Consider the following 13,833-nt stretch of genomic DNA (forward strand, 5'->3'; position numbering starts at 1 on the left):
CTCGCCCGTTCGGATGTCGTGGCGCCCCGGCCGATGAGTTTCGCGCGGGCGAGCGGTCGACACACAGGACCGTGTTCCCCGCCCCACACCACCCCAGGAGGTACTCATGACCACCGGCGGATTCACCACATGTCTCTGGTTCGACGGCAGGGCCGAGGAGGCCGCGCGCTACTACGTGTCCGTCTTCAAGGACTCCGCCGTAGGGCGCGTCGTCCGCTACAACGACTCCGGGCCCGGACCGGCCGGCTCCGTGCTGACCGTCGAGTTCACCGCCAACGGCCAGAAGTTCGTCGCGCTCAACGGCGGCCCCCAGTTCACCTTCACGGAGGCGATCTCCTTCCAGATCCTCTGCTCCGATCAGGCGGAGATCGACCACTACTGGACGAAGCTCACCGAGAACGGCGGCGAGGGCGGCCCCTGCGGCTGGGTCAAGGACCGGTTCGGCGTCTCCTGGCAGGTCGTCTACGCCCGGCTGATCGACATGATCGCCGACCCCGACCCGGAGAAGGCCGCGCGTGCCACCAAGGCCATGATGGGCATGGGCAAGCTGGACTCCGCCGCGCTGGAACAGGCGTACGCGGGGGAGTGACCCCGGCCCGGCACGCGGCTACCCGGTCTCGGCCAGGATCTCGGCGAGCACATGCCGGGAGTTCTCGGCGAGCGCCGGGTTGGTGTGCCAGTAGTACGGCAGCTGGATGAGGGAGATCGACAGCGCCCAGCCCCGGCCGCGTGCCCACTGCGCGTCGTCGGCGCCGACGGCCTCGCGGAAGGTGCCCCGGGCGGTCGCGGGCAGCAGGTTCCAGGCCACGATCAGATCCACGGCGGGATCGCCGACGCCCGCGGTCGCGAAGTCGATCACGGCACTCAGCCGGTCCCCGTCGACCAGTACATTGCCGGGCGACAGGTCCCCGTGGGCCCACAGCGGCGGCCCGGTGTGCTCCGGGGCGCGCAGGGCCCGCTCCCAGCAGGCCGTCACCGCGTCGGTGTCCACCCTTCCGGCCAGCTCGGCGATGGCCGCACGGGTGGCCGCGTCACGATCCCCCAGCGGACCGGCCCGGTACCCCGCCGGGCCGTCCCGCGGGGTGATCCGGCGCAGCGCGCACACGAACGCCCCCAGCTCCCCGGCGAGCCGCTCCGGCCGGTCGACCGCCCCCGCCGCCGGGTTGCGGCCGGCCAGCCAGCGGTAGACGGCCCAGGGCCAGGGGTAGTCCTCGTCCGGCCCGCCCACCCCCAGCGGCTCGGGCACCGCCACCGGGAGCAGCGGACCGAGCCGGGGGAGCCAGTGCCGCTCGTGCGTGATGTCCGCCGCGGCGGCGGGGCGCCGGGGCAGCCGCACCACGAGGTCGGTGCCCAGCCGGAACATGGCGTTCTCGGTCCCGGAGGACGGCAGACGCCGTACGGGCAGCGCGGCCCACTCCGGGAAGGCGCGGGCGATCAGGCGGCGGACCAGCGGGGCGTCGAGGACGGCCTCGTCCGCGTGCATCCGCTGCGGCCGCTGGTGGTCGAAGGCACTCATGGGAGCCCATCCCAGTGCCTCGGCGCCCTCGCCGTCCACGGGATTACGCCGGGCTCAGACCCGGTCCGCCACGATGAGCAGATACTGGAAGCTGCCGTTGCGGTACGCGGAGAGGAAGGTTTCCTCGATGCCCGTGACCAGGTGCTCCGCCTCCTTGCGCAGGTCCCAGTACGGGATGGTGGCCTCCGTCAGATCCTCGACATGGACCGGCACCAGCCGGTTGCGGGCCATCGCGCGGAAGTACTCCGACCGCGGATGGATGTCGCAGATGTAGTGCGCGTTGATCAGCGACACCTCACGGGACGCCTGCCCGTACGTGTCGTTGTAGCAGCCCGTGATCACCGCGTAGCGTCCGCCGCGGCGCAGCAGCCGGGAGTGCTCGGCGAAGAGCAGGTCCAGCTCGACGTACATGGTGGACTCGTTGTTCCAGGACGCCGCGTACGCGCCGGTCTCGAAGCCGGTGTCGAGCATGTTGCGGTGGTGGTAGCGCACCTTGGCGTCGATGCCCCGGGCGCGGGCCTGCTCGTTGGCGAAGTCCGCCTGCTTCGTGGAGAGGGTGACACCGTCCGCGTGGCAGCCGTACCGCAGATGTGCCACGACGCTGCCGCCGCCGCGGCCGCAGCCGGCGTCGAAGACCCGGTCGGTGGGCGAGAGCGGCCCGAGATGGGAGGCGAGCAGCTCGGCCTGGGCGTGTTCGAGCCGGTGCAGTTCGGTGGTGATGCGTTCCCTGCGCAGCGTGCTGTCCGGCTCGTCCAGCACCGAGCGGTCGGCCGCCCCGATGCCGTAGTGGTGGTGATAGAGGTCGTCGATCCTGCCGAGTTCGAGGTTGACCGGGTTCTCCTCGGCGTTCCAGTAGTCGGCGACGCGATTTTGGTACGTGGACTGAGCCGGCACGGGAACGGATGCGGTCCGGGCGACGGGCACGGTCGTCAACGGTGACTCCTCGTAGCGCATGGGGCGGTGGTTCGTTCCGTGAAGCGGGGGGTGGTTACCAGTAGTCGGGCAGGTGGTAGCGGTGGCTGTTGGTGGCGTGCCACTCGTGGTTGCCGGACACCCAGTCGGCGAGCCCCTGGGCGTAGCGCTCCACGAGGGGCGAGGTCCCGGACAGGAGAGCGGACTCCTCCTCGAAGGACTCCATGATCCGGTTGTGGATCTCGACGGACTTCAGATAGGCGGCCTTGAGCCCGCAGCGGTCGTTGGCGGCGACCACCTGCGGCAGGTTGAGGTGCGTGGGGTCGCCGGCCAGCTCCTTGGTGAAGGAGTACAGGTCGTTCACGATGGTCGTGGCGTTGCAGGCCAGGGCGGTGATCCGCTGGATCTCCGGGCGGGCGTAGACCTGTTCGGGCAGTTCGTAGCCGTCCACCGCGTCGACGATCGAGAGGCAGGGCCGGAAGTTGTTGAACTGCCGCATCACCAGGTACTCCCACACCCTGGGCACGTACCGGGTCTCGGCCCAGGCGGCCTCGGCGAGATAGCCGAGGTGCAGCCGGGCGATGTCGTGCACGAACCGGCCGGTCTGGCTGGGGGTGGCGAAGGCGGCGTAGTCGGCGAGGGCGAAGTGGTACGAGCGCAGCGGACCGTCGGCCCGTACGCCCTCGCGCCACTCCTCCTCCAGCTCCGGGACGCCGTGGTAGGGGTCGATCGCCGACTGGGCCATGATCAGCCGCCCGCCCAGGCCGCGGCGCGCACCGCCCCGGCCCTCGTCCTCCTCGCAGTAGCAGGAGTCGACGACGTTCTCGGCGAGCAGCAGCTGGCCGGCGACCGTCAGGCGCTCGATGTCCAGGGCGCCCGGATGCTGCAGGACGACGGCCCGGCCGAACTGGAAGCCGGAGAAGTCGCCCTTCCACGCCTCGGGAAACAGGTCGAGCCCGCGGGCCCAGGTCTCCAGGCGCCGGTCGACCTCGGCGGCCTTCGCCGGGTCGGCGGGGGCGGCCGGCCGGTGGCGCAGCCCGGGGACCGTCCCGGTGCGCCGGTCCCTGCGCATGCTCCCGGCGATGTCGGGCGGGCCGGGCAGCCGGTAGGCCGTGGCCGGTGTGGTCGTGGACGCGCTCCCGGCCGTCACTCGGCGGTCCGGCCGATCTGGACGTTCTCCAGGATCCCCGCCGCGTCGGGCACCAGGATGGCCAGCGAGTAGTAGGCCGTGACGAGGTAGTTGACGATCGCGGCGCTGTTGATGCCCATGCAGCGGACGTTCAGGCCCGGCTGGTACTCCTCGGGGATACCGGTCTGGTAGAGGCCGACCACGCCCTGGTCGGCCTCGCCGGTGCGCAGCGCGATGATGCTGCTGGTGTGGTTCCCGGTGACCGGGATCTTGCCGCACGGGAAGATCGGCACCCCGCGCCAGGCGGGCACCTCGTGGCCGTCGACGCTGGCGGTACCGGGCACCAGGCCCCGCTTGTTGCACTGCCGGAAGAAGGCCGCGATCGCCTTCGGATGGGCGAGGAACACCTTCGTCTTGCGCCGCATCGCCAGCAGCTCGTCCATGTCGTCCGGCGTGGGCGGTCCCGTGAAGGTGCTGATCCGCTGGCCGTAGTCGACATTGTGCAGGAGTCCGAACTCCCGGTTGTTGACCAGCTCCCACTCCTGGCGCTCGCGGATCTCCTCGACGGTCAGGCGCAGCTGCTGGGCGGTCTGGTCCATCGGGTCGTTGTAGAGGTCGGCGATCCGGGTGTGCACCCGCAGCACGGTCTGGGTGAGCGACAACTCGTATTCGCGCGGCGCGAGTTCGTAGTCGACGAAGCCCCCGGGCAGGGTCGGCTCGCCCACATGGCCGGCCTGCAGGGGCACCTCCGCCTCGCCCTTGCGGTTCATCGGCCGGCGCTGCCGCTCGGCGTAGGCCGCCAGATGGGCCGCGAGGGACGGCGCCCGCTCGCTGAACTCCCGCACGACCGCCCAGGGCAGCGCCAGCACCACACCGGCGGTCTCCGCCCGGACGGAGGTGAGCCACAGCGGATCGCTCTGGCCGACCGCCTCGTCGCCCAGCTGGTCGCCGTCGGTGACGACGCCGACGATCTCCTCGTCGCCGTACTTTCCCTCGGCGTACCGGGTGAAGCGCCCGTGCGCCACGAGGTAGGTCTCGGTGACCGGCTGCCCCGCCTCGAACAGCACCTGGCCCGGACGCACCTCCCGGGACCGGAAGCGGCCGGCGATCTCCCGGAGCACGTCGGTGTCGGCGTAACCGCGCAGGACCGGCAGCTCGGTCAGCGTCTCGGGGACGACCCGGATGTCGTCGGCGCCGTTCTGCTCGAAGTGCACGCGTCCGCGGCCGGTGCGCAGGTGCAGCCGCCGGTTGACCCGGTAGGCGCCGCCCTTGACGTCGACCCACGGCAGGGTCTTCAGCAGCCATCGCGAGGTGATGGCCTGCATCTGCGGTTCGGACTTGGTGGTGGTGGTCAGCTGGCGGGCCGCCCGGGTGCTCAGACTGGTGAGCTGAGCGTCGGCGGGAGGCCCGGGGTCGGGTTCGTCGACTGCGGGACCGGTGGCGATGTCCGGAGTGGACACATTCCCTCCTGCGGAGAAGCGGACAGGGGTGATGCGGGTCGGTCGGCGGTGCGCAGGGTGCCGGTGCGCTCGGACCAGCCAAACAGGACGCGTGATGTCCGGGTACAGCGTGAAAGGGGCGGTTGTGATCATCGGTGTGTGTAAACCTCCCGCCGGGAGCGTTCCGCGGGGGGCCGGAAGATCGCGCGCCGGTCCGTCGCCTCCGTGCCCCGGGCCGCACCGGGTTTGCGGGCCCGGGCGTTCGGCGCGCGGGCCGACGGCGGGATGACTAGCGTGAGGAAGCGGGGACGACCGGCTGAGCGAGAGGGCCCCGACCATGGCTGTGCAACCCGAAGGAACGCCCTGCTGGGCCGACGCGATGTTCAGTGACGTCGAGGGAGCCAAGAGGTTCTACGGAGACGTCCTCGGCTGGACCTTCGGCGAGTCGACGTCGGAGTACGGCAATTACACCCAGGCCTATGTGGACGGCAAGGCCGTGGCGGCAGTCGTCCCGCCGATGCCCGGTCAGGAGGGGCAGTCGCAGTGGTGCCTGTACCTCGCGTCGCCGGATGCCGCCGCCACCGCGGCGAAGATCGGGCAGCACGGCGGCGAGGTGCTGATGGAGCCGATGCGGGTCGGCGACTTCGGCACGATGTGCCTGGCCCGGGAGCCCAGCGGAGCCGTGTTCGGGGTCTGGCAGGCCGGTACCCACGAGGGCTTCGAGGCGCAGGGCACGCCCGGCGCCTACTGCTGGGCCGAGGTGTTCACCCGCGAGCCGGAGCAGGCCGACCCCTTCCTCTGCGCGGTCTTCCCGTACCGGATGAAGGAGATCGAGGACGAGTCGGTGGACTTCCGGATGTTCGACATCGGCGAGGACACCGTCCTCGGCCGGATGCGGATGACCGACGACTTCCCGCCGGAGGTGCCGTCGTACATCAACGTCTACTTCACCGTCGACGACTGCGACGCGGCCGTCGACCGGGCGGTCAAACTCGGGGGGATCCTCCGCTTCGGGCCCATGAGCAGCCCCTTCGGCCGGTTCGCGGCGCTCAGCGATCCGCAGGGCGCCAACTTCTCGGTGATCGACATCGCGACCACCGAGGGCGAGATGCCGAAGATCAAGGACGTCTGAGCGGCCCGGGAACGGTGCCGCCCGCGCCCATGGCATGATCGAGTGCATGCGTGAACGTGTGGTGGCCGCGTGCGACGGGGCTTCGAAGGGAAACCCCGGGCCGGCCGGATGGGCATGGGTGGTCTCGGACGACGACGAGCGGACCCCCGCCCGCTGGGCGGCGGGCCCGCTGGGCCGGGCCACCAACAACGTCGCCGAGCTGACGGCGCTCGAGCAGCTGCTCGCGTCCGTCGAACCGGACGTGCCGCTGGAGATCCGGATGGACTCGCAGTACGCGATGAAGGCCGTCACCACCTGGCTGCCCGGCTGGAAGCGCAACGGCTGGAAGACCGCCGCCGGCAAGCCCGTGGCCAACCAGGACCTGGTGGTCCGCATCGACGAGCTGCTCGGCGGCCGGGCCGTCGAGTTCCGCTATGTGCCCGCCCACCAGGCCGACGGCGATCCGCTGAACGACTTCGCCGACCGCGCGGCCAGCCAGGCGGCCACCGTCCAGGAGCCGGCGGGCAGCGCACTCGGCTCGGCGGAACCCCCGCCGTCGCCCGACACGCCGAAGGCGGCCGGGGCGCCGCGCCGGAAGACGCCGCGCCGCACCGGCGGCGCCGCGTCCTCCCGCACGCTCAAGGCGAAGTTCCCCGGCCGCTGCCTGTGCGGCCGGTCCTACGCGGCCGGCGAGCAGATCGCCAAGAACGCGCAGGGCTGGGGCCATCCGGAGTGCCGTACCGCCGAGTCCTGACTCAGACGTCGAAGGTGTAGTACGGGGTGTGGTCCAGCAGGTCCGCCGGACGCACGTTGTTCCACGGCTTCATGGTGTCGTTGAGGTCCACCACGTCCGGCGTGCCGCCGGTCGGCACATAGCCGACGCCCGGGTGGCGGCGCTGCCACTCCGCCCACAGCTTGTCTATGTAGGCGTGGTGCAGCCAGAACACCGGGTCGTTGGGCGAGACGCCGGTGGCCATCTGCCCGCCGACCCAGACGTGCACCCGGTTGTGCAGGTTGACCCCGCGCCAGCCCTCCAGGTGGTTGCGGAAGCCGTCCGAGGCGCTGTTGTACGGCGCCATGTCGTACGTCGCCATCGACAGAACCGACTCCACCTCGGCGCGCGTCGGCAGCTCGCTCACATTGGAGCCGAGCGAGCGGCGCAGGAACGTGCGGGTGTCGACCCGCACGGTGACCGCCCAGTTGCCCGTGGACGCGGCGAAGGGGCCGTCCATCACCCGGCCGTCGCTGTTGCGTCCGGTGCCGCCGAGGAAGTCCGGCGCCCAGAGGGAGGACCGCACCGTGCGGTCGGTGCTCCAGTCCCAGTAGGGCAGCGCGACCGAGGAGTCCACGGACTGCAGCGCCTGCTCGAAGTCGAGCAGGAATCTGCGGTGCCAGGGCAGGAAGGAGGGCGAGCGGTGGCCGGTCCGCTCGCCGCTGTCGGTGTCCGACATGATGAACTCGTTGTGCGTGCGGACGAAGTTGTCGTAGCGCCCGCTGCGCTTGAGTTCGAGGACGGCGCCGACGAACCGGCGCTTCTCGTCGGCGGTCAGGGTGGCCTGGTTCTTGCGTACGGTCATGGTGCGGGGTGCTCCGGAAGTCCTTGTGGGGGCGGTCAGTTGGCGGGGAACGGCAGCAGCGGTGCGCCCTGCAGCTCGTCGACCGCCGCACGGGCGGCGGCGCGCGGGGTGGCGACCGGGTCGTAGTGGCTGACGACACTGATCCAGGTGCCGTCGGCGTTCTGCATCAGGTGCAGCTGCATGCCGTCGATGAAGACCGCGTAGCCGCCGCCGTGTTCGTGGTGGTGTCCGCCGCCGGCGGCCGGAGCGCCCTGTATCCGGCGGCCCTTGTAGACCTCGTCGAAGGATTCGGGCGAGGGGGCCCCGTGGTGGCCGGCGGCGGGCGCCGCGGGCGCGGCCGGCGCGGCGAGGGTGATGACCGCGCCGGTGGCGGCGACGGCGGCGGCCGTCGTGAGCGCGCGGCGCCGGGTGATGTCGGGCATGCGGGTCCTCCAGAAGAGTGGTCCGGTGGTGATGACGCATGCCTATCGGGACGTTCCGGAGCGGCAGAAATCGCCCGGAACGGGTTGGCTGTGATCCGGACAATTAACCACATGTCATACAGAGTTGAACCAAGATGATCTTGCTGTGGCGGTAGGCGGATCCACACCGGAACGGGGAATTCCTTGCCGGGTCGCCCGGGTTTTCGATGATCTTTCCCGGCTGCCGTCCGTCCGAGTGGTGCGGCTCACCACGCCAAACTGACGCGATCGGATGACCTGCCTCCCTGCTACCCTCCGGTGCCGTTCGATCACGTCCGGTGACTATCAGGGGTGTGCACGTGAAGGTCGTCTGTGTCGGAGGCGGGCCCGCCGGGCTCTGCCTCGCCATCCTGCTCAAGCTGCAGGACCCCGCCCACGACATCACCGTCCATGAACGCAACCCCGAGGGCTCCACCTACGGCTGGGGCGTGACGTACTGGCGCGGCCTGCTGGACCGGCTCCGGGCGCACGACCCCGACACGGCACGGGAGGTCGAGGCCCGCTCGGTCCGCTGGAGCGACGGCGTCGCCCATGTGTGCGACCTGACGACCCGGCACCACGGCGACGAGGGCTTCGGGATCGGCCGGCACCGGCTGCTCGACCTGCTCGCCGGCCGGGCCCGCGCCCTCGGCGTCCGCCTGGAGTTCGAGAGCGAGGTGACGGAGCCGCCCGCCGGCGCGGACCTCGTCGTCGCGGCCGACGGCGTGCACAGCGCCCTGCGCACACCCCTCGCCGAGCACTTCGGCACCCGGATCACCTCGGGCCGCAACCACTACATCTGGCTCGGCACCACCCGCGTCTTCGACGCCTTCACCTTCTCCTTCGCCGAGACCGAGCACGGCTGGATCTGGGCCTACGGCTACGGCTACAGCGGCGACCACAGCACCTGTGTCGTCGAATGCTCCCCGGAGACCTACACCGGCCTCGGCCTGGACCGCGCCGACCAGGCCGAGGGCCTCGTCCTGCTGGAGAAACTCTTCGCCGGCATCCTCGACGGCCACCCGCTCGTCGCCCGCCCCGGAGCCTCCTGGCTGAACTTCCGCACCCTCACCAACCGCACCTGGCACCACGGCAACCTGGTCCTGCTGGGCGACGCGGCCCACACCACCCACTACTCCATCGGCGCCGGCACCACCCTCGCCCTGGAGGACGCCATGTGCCTGGCCGGCGCCCTGCGCGAGCATGCCGGCCTCCCCGAGGCCCTCGCCGCCTACCAGGCCCGGCGCCAGGCCGAGCTGCTCTCCGTGCAGAGCGCGGCCCGCTACAGCGCGCAGTGGTACGAGAACCTGCCGCGCTACATCCAGCTGCCCCCGCACCGGATGTTCGCCCTGCTCGGCCAGCGCCACTCGCCGCTGCTGCCGTACGTGCCGCCGCAGCTCTACTACGGCCTGGACAAGGCGGCCGGACAGCTGGAGGCGCTGCGCCGGCTCAAGCGCTGGCTGGGCCCCCGCGCCGCCCGCGCCCTGCACGCCCGCCGGCGCTAGCCCGCACCCCCACCGCACCCCCCACCGCACCGAGGGAGCCTCCATGGCCGTACCCGTCATGTTCGACCACACCTCGACCGGATACAGCGTCCAGCGCGCCTACTGGCTGGCCCGCGCCGCCGAACTGGCCTACAAGGAACCGTCCGTCATCGAGGACCAGGCCGCCCAGTGGGGTTTCGAGGAGGTACGCCACCACCACACCCGCTTCACCCCGCCCTTCCCGCTCCAGGACACCCAGGCGTACACCCTGGCCAGCGACCGGATGATCGTCACCGCCTTCCGGGGCACCGAGCCCGCCCAGATCAAGGACTGGCTCTCCGACGCCACCACCCCGCCCTGGCCCGGCCCCGGCGGCACCGGCTACGTCCACCACGGCTTTGCCCAGGCCCTGGAGTCGGTCTACCCCGCCGTCCGCGACACGCTCGCCGAGCTGCACACCGACGGCCAGAGCGTCTACTTCACCGGGCACAGCCTCGGCGGAGCGCTCGCGATGCTGGCCGGCGCCCGCCTCTTCCTGGAGGAGCCGCGCCTGGCAGCGGACGGCGTCTACACCTACGGCCAGCCCCGGACCTGCGACCGGCTGCTGGCCGAGGCGTTCCACAAGGGCTTCGGCGGCCGGATGTTCCGCTTCGTCAACAACAACGACATCGTCCCGCAGCTCCCGCCGGAGCCCGCCTACACCCATGTCAGGGCGCTGCGCTACATCGACTCCAAGGGCCGGCTGCACGAGTCGATGCCGATGCTGTCGGCGCTGGGCGACCGGGCCAAGGGCCTGACCGCCGACCTGCTCGCGCCCGCCGGCGACGGCGTCCGGGACCACTTCATGGGCAACTACCTGGCCGCCCTGGAGCGGAACCTGGCCTGAGCCGGCCCGCTCCCGGCCGGACGAGTTGGTGAATACCCATTCACTCGCTAGGGTGAATTGTTATTCACTGTTCGATCTCCCGACCGATCGTGCCACCGCAGGAGCGCCGATGGACCAGACCGCCCCGATATCCCCGCCGCCCGGCACCGGCACGCCGGCCGCCCGACTGCGCGACCGGCTCACCATCCCGGTGCTGGCGTCGGGCGGCATCCTCATGGCGGTCATGCAGACCGTGGTCGTCCCCCTCCTGCCCGACCTGCCCCGGCTCACCGGCGCGTCGGCCGCCGCCGTCTCCTGGACGGTCACCGCGACCCTGCTCTCCGGCGCCGTCCTCACCCCCGTCCTCGGCCGGGCCGGAGACATGTACGGCAAGCGCCGGGTGCTCACCGCCGCGCTCGCCCTGATGACCGTCGGCTCCGTCATGTGCGCGCTCTCCTCGGACATCGGCGTGCTCATCGCCGCCCGCGCGCTCCAGGGCGCCGCCGCCTCCGTGGTTCCCCTCTCCATCAGCATCCTGCGCGACGAACTCCCGCCGGAGCGCCGGGGGTCGGCGGTGGCGCTGATGAGCTCCACCGTCGGCATCGGCGCCGCGCTCGGCCTGCCGCTCGCCGCGCTGGTCGTGCAGTACGCCGACTGGCACACCATGTTCTGGCTCACCAGCGCGCTCGGCGCGCTGGGCGTCGCGGCCACCTGGTGGGCGGTCCGGGAGTCACCGGTCCGGGAGCCCGGACGGTTCGACGTCGTCGGCGCGCTCGGCCTCGCCGCCGGTCTCGTCTCCCTGCTGCTCGCCGTCTCCCAGGGCGGCATCTGGGGCTGGGGGAGCCCGCGGGTCCTCGGACTGTTCCTCGCGGCCTTCGCCGTCCTCGCCCTGTGGTGGTGGCAGCAGCTGCGGACCGCGAGCCCGCTGGTCGACCTGCGGCTCGTCACCCGGCCGCGGGTGGGCCTGTCCCATGTGGCGGCCCTGCTGACCGGCTTCGCCTTCTACGCCAACTCCCTGGTCACCGCCCAGCTGGTGCAGGCTCCGAAGGCCACCGGATACGGCCTCGGCCTGTCCATAGTCGCCACCGGACTGTGCCTGCTGCCCGGCGGTGTCACCATGCTGCTCTTCTCCCCGCTGTCGGCCCGGATCTCGGCCGCGCGCGGCCCGCGGATCACCCTCGCGCTCGGCACGGCCGTCATCGCCTGCGGGTACGCGCTCCGCATCGCCGACAGCCGCGACCTGTGGATGATCATCCTGGGTGCCACCGTGGTGGCGACCGGCACCACCCTGGCCTACTCCGCGCTGCCGACCCTGATCCTGCGCGCCGTACCGGCCGCCCAGACCGCCTCCGCCAACGGCGTCAACGTCCTCATGCGCACCATCGGCCAGGCCGTCTCCAGCGCGGCCGTCGCCGCCGTCCTCGTCCACCACAGCAGCCCGCTCGGCGGTGTCCCCGTGCCCACCCTCGGCGGCTACCAGCTGGCCTTCGCCATGGCGGGCGCCGTCGCCCTCGCGGCCTGCGCCGCCGCCCTCTCCATCCCGGGCGACGACCCCTCCGCCGGCACCCGGCGAGCCCGCGGCGCCACCCGGGGCGCCCGCGACCAGGCGATGGAGGGAGCATGAGGACCATGACCACGTCCCCCGACCGGACGCCCGCCCCCGGACGCCGGGACGCCGAGGCCACCAAGGCGGCCATCCTGAAGGCCGCCCGCAAGCTGCTGGCCCGGCAGGCGCACGCCGACATCACCCTCAAGGCCGTCGCCGAGCGCGCCGGGGTCAGCCCGCCGCTCATCCTGAAGTACTTCGGCAACAAGGACGCCCTGTTCGCCCGCGTGATGTCCTTCGACACCGACGCCGACGACCTGCTCGACGCCCCGCTGGACGAGCTGGGCCGGCACATGGTCCGGCACGTCCTGTCCAGCCAGCGCGAGCGGGGCGCCGACCCGCTGCTGCGCATCGCCTTCGCCCCGCTGCACGGCGACCACGGGGAGATCCTGCGCGCCAACTTCCGCGCCCAGGTGACCGAACGCCTCGCCGCCAGGCTCGCCGGCGACGACGCCGGCCTGCGCGCCGAACTCGCCGTCGCCGCCCTCGTCGGCCTCGGCGTGATGTACGGCATCGCCCGCGGCCCGCACCTGCGCGAGACCGACGCCGACGCCGTCGCCGACCGCTATGGTCCCGCCGTGCAGGCGCAGTTGACCCCGGGACGGGCCGGCGGGGCCTGATCCCGGCGGGGCCGGGCGGCGCGGCTGCCGGTCCGGGACGGTCCCCCGGGACAGCCGGCGGGGCGGTCGGGGAAGGCGGTGCGCGGGGTGCGGCAGGAGCCGTCCGATCCCCGTGACGCCGTACCGGATGTCAGACTGACGCCATGGACGAACGCGCATTCCCCAGGTCGGGTCAGTGGGCATCGGTGGTCGGTCTCGGCACGTGGCAGCTGGGCGCCGACTGGGGCGCCGTGGACGACAAGGAGGCCCTGTCCGTCCTGGAGGCGGCGGCCGAGGCCGGGGTCACCTTCTTCGACACCGCCGACGTGTACGGCGACGGCCGCAGCGAGGGGACCATCGCCTCGTTCCTGGGCGGCCGTCCCGATCTGCATGTGCTCGTCGCCACCAAGATGGGCCGCCGGCTCGACCAGATCCCCGAGAACTACGTCCTGGACAACTTCCGCGAGTGGAACGACCGCTCGCGCCGCAACCTCGGCGTCGACCGCGTCGACCTGGTGCAACTGCACTGCCCGCCCACCCCGGTCTACTCCCGCGACGCGGTGTTCGACGCCCTGGACACCCTGGTCGAGGAGGAGCGGATCGCCGCGTACGGCGTGAGCGTGGAGACCTGCGCAGAGGCGCTGACCGCGATCGCCCGGCCGAACGTGGCGAGCGTGCAGATCATCCTCAACCCGTTCCGGATGAAGCCGCTGTACGAGGTGCTGCCCGCCGCCCGCGAGGCTGGTGTCGGCATCATCGCGCGCGTCCCGCTCGCCTCCGGCCTGCTGTCCGGCAAGTACACGAAGGACACGGTGTTCGCGGCCGACGACCACCGCACCTACAACCGGCACGGCGAGGCCTTCGACCAGGGCGAGACCTTCTCCGGCGTCGACTACGGCACGGGCGTCGAGGCCGCCGCCGAGTTCGCCGCGCTCGCCCCCGAGGGGTACACCCCGGCCCAGCTCGCGCTGCGCTGGATCATCGAGCAGGACGGGGTGACCACGGTGATCCCCGGCGCCCGCGATCCGGAGCAGGCCCGCGCCAACGCCGCCGCGGCCAAGCTGCCGCCGCTGCCGGCCCGGACGGTCACCGCGATCCGCGAGCTGTACGACCGCCGGATCAAGGACCAGGTCGAAAACCGCTGGTAGCCGCGGT

Annotated in this window: 14 protein-coding genes; 8 read left to right on the top strand and 6 right to left on the bottom strand. The window is 72.0% G+C overall.

All coding sequences use genetic code 11. The features are described from left to right. Positions 1 to 106 precede the first annotated feature (106 nt). A complete protein-coding gene (locus ACF073_RS31765; RefSeq protein WP_392074878.1) occupies positions 107 to 589 on the top strand; it encodes a VOC family protein in 483 nt (160 codons plus the stop codon). 18 nt (positions 590 to 607) lie between these two features. On the opposite strand, the gene ACF073_RS31770 is transcribed toward ACF073_RS31765, so the two are convergent. From ACF073_RS31770 to ACF073_RS31785, 4 genes are read right to left on the bottom strand one after another with little or no spacing between them, the layout of a single operon-like run. Next, entirely contained in the window at positions 608 to 1,516 is a 909-nt protein-coding gene (locus tag ACF073_RS31770) for an aminoglycoside phosphotransferase family protein (protein ID WP_392074879.1), read from the bottom strand. Between the two features lie 54 nt (positions 1,517 to 1,570). Then, positions 1,571 to 2,449: a geranyl diphosphate 2-C-methyltransferase gene (locus ACF073_RS31775; RefSeq protein ID WP_392074880.1), complete on the bottom strand. Its 879-nt coding sequence runs from the start codon at positions 2,447 to 2,449 to the stop codon at positions 1,571 to 1,573. 55 nt (positions 2,450 to 2,504) lie between these two features. Beyond that, the gene (locus tag ACF073_RS31780; protein ID WP_392074881.1) at positions 2,505 to 3,578 is read right to left on the bottom strand and encodes a family 2 encapsulin nanocompartment cargo protein terpene cyclase; all 1,074 of its coding nucleotides are present in this window, start codon (positions 3,576 to 3,578) and stop codon (positions 2,505 to 2,507) included. Further along, the gene (locus tag ACF073_RS31785; protein ID WP_392074882.1) at positions 3,575 to 5,017 is read right to left on the bottom strand and encodes a family 2B encapsulin nanocompartment shell protein; all 1,443 of its coding nucleotides are present in this window, start codon (positions 5,015 to 5,017) and stop codon (positions 3,575 to 3,577) included. The genes ACF073_RS31780 and ACF073_RS31785 overlap by 4 nt, the downstream gene beginning before the upstream one ends. Positions 5,018 to 5,333: 316 nt before the next feature. Here ACF073_RS31785 and ACF073_RS31790 point away from each other — a divergent pair, with 316 nt between their 5' ends. Continuing rightward, positions 5,334 to 6,128, top strand: a complete 795-nt coding sequence (locus tag ACF073_RS31790) for a VOC family protein (RefSeq protein WP_392074883.1) — start codon at positions 5,334 to 5,336, stop codon at positions 6,126 to 6,128. Between the two features lie 34 nt (positions 6,129 to 6,162). Then, the gene (locus tag ACF073_RS31795; protein ID WP_392074884.1) at positions 6,163 to 6,861 is read left to right on the top strand and encodes a ribonuclease H; all 699 of its coding nucleotides are present in this window, start codon (positions 6,163 to 6,165) and stop codon (positions 6,859 to 6,861) included. 1 nt (position 6,862) lies between these two features. Here ACF073_RS31795 and ACF073_RS31800 read toward each other — a convergent pair whose 3' ends face one another. Together ACF073_RS31800 and ACF073_RS31805 are read right to left on the bottom strand one after the other, a co-directional pair. Beyond that, a complete protein-coding gene (locus ACF073_RS31800) occupies positions 6,863 to 7,684 on the bottom strand; it encodes a tyrosinase family protein (protein WP_392074885.1) in 822 nt (273 codons plus the stop codon). Between the two features lie 35 nt (positions 7,685 to 7,719). Then, on the bottom strand, positions 7,720 to 8,106 hold the full coding sequence (locus ACF073_RS31805; protein ID WP_392074886.1) for a tyrosinase cofactor: 387 nt from the start codon (positions 8,104 to 8,106) through the stop codon (positions 7,720 to 7,722). A 332-nt stretch (positions 8,107 to 8,438) separates the two neighbouring features. On the opposite strand from ACF073_RS31805, the gene ACF073_RS31810 reads away from it, so the two are divergent. The 5 genes from ACF073_RS31810 to ACF073_RS31830 all read left to right on the top strand — a co-directional run bounded on the left by ACF073_RS31810 (position 8,439) and on the right by ACF073_RS31830 (position 13,826). Next, complete coding sequence (locus ACF073_RS31810; RefSeq protein ID WP_392074887.1) at positions 8,439 to 9,629, top strand: FAD-dependent monooxygenase; 1,191 nt, start codon at positions 8,439 to 8,441, stop codon at positions 9,627 to 9,629. Positions 9,630 to 9,672: 43 nt separating this feature from the next. Next, positions 9,673 to 10,494 (top strand): lipase family protein, encoded by an 822-nt coding sequence (locus ACF073_RS31815; protein WP_392074888.1) that lies wholly within the window; start codon positions 9,673 to 9,675, stop codon positions 10,492 to 10,494. 109 nt (positions 10,495 to 10,603) lie between these two features. After that, complete coding sequence (locus tag ACF073_RS31820; RefSeq protein ID WP_392074889.1) at positions 10,604 to 12,097, top strand: MFS transporter; 1,494 nt, start codon at positions 10,604 to 10,606, stop codon at positions 12,095 to 12,097. After that, positions 12,094 to 12,699 (top strand): TetR family transcriptional regulator, encoded by a 606-nt coding sequence (locus ACF073_RS31825; RefSeq protein WP_392074890.1) that lies wholly within the window; start codon positions 12,094 to 12,096, stop codon positions 12,697 to 12,699. The genes ACF073_RS31820 and ACF073_RS31825 overlap by 4 nt, the downstream gene beginning before the upstream one ends. Positions 12,700 to 12,842: 143 nt before the next feature. Continuing rightward, on the top strand, positions 12,843 to 13,826 hold the full coding sequence (locus ACF073_RS31830; protein WP_392074891.1) for an aldo/keto reductase: 984 nt from the start codon (positions 12,843 to 12,845) through the stop codon (positions 13,824 to 13,826). The last annotated feature ends 7 nt before the right edge of the window (positions 13,827 to 13,833 follow it).

It is taken from the genome of Streptomyces sp. NPDC015171, assembly GCF_043079545.1.
Classification (GTDB): domain Bacteria; phylum Actinomycetota; class Actinomycetes; order Streptomycetales; family Streptomycetaceae; genus Streptomyces.

Bases quoted from the DNA above. Each gene is read 5' to 3' on its own strand.
- ACF073_RS31800 (WP_392074885.1), bottom strand. From the start codon at position 7,684: ATGACCGTACGCAAGAACCAGGCCACCCTGACCGCCGACGAGAAGCGC.
- ACF073_RS31830 (WP_392074891.1), top strand. From the start codon at position 12,843: ATGGACGAACGCGCATTCCCCAGGTCGGGTCAGTGGGCATCGGTGGTC.
- ACF073_RS31790 (WP_392074883.1), top strand. From the start codon at position 5,334: ATGGCTGTGCAACCCGAAGGAACGCCCTGCTGGGCCGACGCGATGTTC.
- ACF073_RS31815 (WP_392074888.1), top strand. From the start codon at position 9,673: ATGGCCGTACCCGTCATGTTCGACCACACCTCGACCGGATACAGCGTC.
- ACF073_RS31805 (WP_392074886.1), bottom strand. From the start codon at position 8,106: ATGCCCGACATCACCCGGCGCCGCGCGCTCACGACGGCCGCCGCCGTC.
- ACF073_RS31795 (WP_392074884.1), top strand. From the start codon at position 6,163: ATGATCGAGTGCATGCGTGAACGTGTGGTGGCCGCGTGCGACGGGGCT.
- ACF073_RS31820 (WP_392074889.1), top strand. From the start codon at position 10,604: ATGGACCAGACCGCCCCGATATCCCCGCCGCCCGGCACCGGCACGCCG.
- ACF073_RS31765 (WP_392074878.1), top strand. From the start codon at position 107: ATGACCACCGGCGGATTCACCACATGTCTCTGGTTCGACGGCAGGGCC.
- ACF073_RS31825 (WP_392074890.1), top strand. From the start codon at position 12,094: ATGAGGACCATGACCACGTCCCCCGACCGGACGCCCGCCCCCGGACGC.
- ACF073_RS31770 (WP_392074879.1), bottom strand. From the start codon at position 1,516: ATGAGTGCCTTCGACCACCAGCGGCCGCAGCGGATGCACGCGGACGAG.